Below are 1,326 nucleotides of genomic sequence, written 5' to 3'. Positions count from 1 at the left end.
AGAAGTTAAGTCGTCAGATGTTCGCTCAGCGTTCGGTCGCCGGCAGCCAGCAGGGCCTCCCCGTGAAACGTCTGCTTGAGCGTCGCCGCGAAGAGTTGCTCCTTCGAACCGAAGGCCCGGTGGACCAGCGCGACATCAACCCCGATGTCAGCCGCGATGTCGCGCAGGCCGACATGCTCGTAGGAGTGCATCGAAAACCGGACGGCGGCGGCGGCGAGGATCCGCTCCCGGGTCGACTGAGACTGTTGATGGATCTTCTTCGATGACGACATCCGAATTGGTTCCAAGGCGATCAGCCGTTTTAAAGTGCACAACAACACCTTCGATCCTCTCGAGCGTTGATGTGCATCAACGCTTGCCTGGATCAAATGAGCCCTGAACCATCAGGAGGCACTCAGTCGCCCGCCTCCGCAGCGGTCCGGTACTGCCAGCCCCAGTCGCGGATCTCGGGCATGTCCTCGCCGTGTTGCGCGATGTAGTCCTTGTGCTCGATCAGCTTATCACGGACTGCCTGCACCACGTAGGCCGCCATCGGCGCCAGCTTCGGCACATGCCGGGCGGCAGCCTCGACGAGGTGGAACCGGTCGAGGCGGTTCAGGACGACCATGTCGAAGGGCGTGGTCGTCGTGCCCTCCTCGCGGAAGCCGTGCACATGGAAGTTGCCGTGGTTCGTCCGCTTGTAGGTGAGCCGGTGGATCAGATGCGGGTAGCCGTGGAACGCGAAGATGACCGGCTTGTCCTTCGTGAAGAGCAGATCGAACGCGCTATCGCTCAATCCATGCGGATGCTCATCCGGGGATTGCAGGGTCATCAGGTCGACGACGTTCACCACTCTCACCTTCAGGTCGGGCGCGTGCTCGCGCAGCAGGCTGACGGCCGCAAGGGTTTCGAGCGTCGGCACGTCGCCGGCGCAGGCCATGACGACATCCGGTTCCACGCCGCGATCCGTGCTCGCCCATTCCCAAATCCCGATCCCGGTGCTGCAATGGGCGACGGCCTGATCCATCGTCAGCCATTGCGGCGCCGGCTGCTTGCCGGCCACGATCACGTTGATGCGGTTGTAGGTCTGAAGGCAATGATCGGCGACATTCAGAAGGCAGTTCGCATCCGGCGGAAGGTAGATGCGGACGATCTCGGCCTTCTTGTTCGCGACCACGTCCATGAAGCCGGGATCCTGATGGCTGAAGCCGTTGTGGTCCTGGCGCCAGACATGGGACGTCAGCAGGTAGTTGAGCGACGGGATGGGCCGACGCCATGGCAGCTCGCGGGCGACCTTGAGCCACTTGGCGTGCTGGTTGAACATCGAATCCACGATGTGGATGAAGG

The 1,326-nt window shown here is 62.4% G+C and carries 1 protein-coding gene and 1 pseudogene; both read right to left on the bottom strand.

Annotation, left to right across the window (positions count from 1 at the left end):
- Positions 1-5: 5 nt before the first annotated feature.
- The gene (locus tag OC446_RS30375) at positions 6-272 is read right to left on the bottom strand and encodes a helix-turn-helix domain-containing protein (protein ID WP_315986566.1); all 267 of its coding nucleotides are present in this window, start codon (positions 270-272) and stop codon (positions 6-8) included.
- A gap of 122 nt (positions 273-394) precedes the next feature.
- Positions 395-1,326: pseudogene (locus OC446_RS30370) on the bottom strand (phosphoketolase); the annotation flags it as partial.

The organism is Microvirga sp. Mcv34 (genome assembly GCF_024519725.1).
Classification (GTDB): domain Bacteria; phylum Pseudomonadota; class Alphaproteobacteria; order Rhizobiales; family Beijerinckiaceae; genus Microvirga.
Note: the sequence above shows the minus strand (reverse complement) of the source record. Positions and strands in the feature narration are given on the sequence as shown.

Bases quoted from the DNA above. Each gene is read 5' to 3' on its own strand.
- OC446_RS30375 (WP_315986566.1), bottom strand. From the start codon at position 272: ATGTCGTCATCGAAGAAGATCCATCAACAGTCTCAGTCGACCCGGGAG.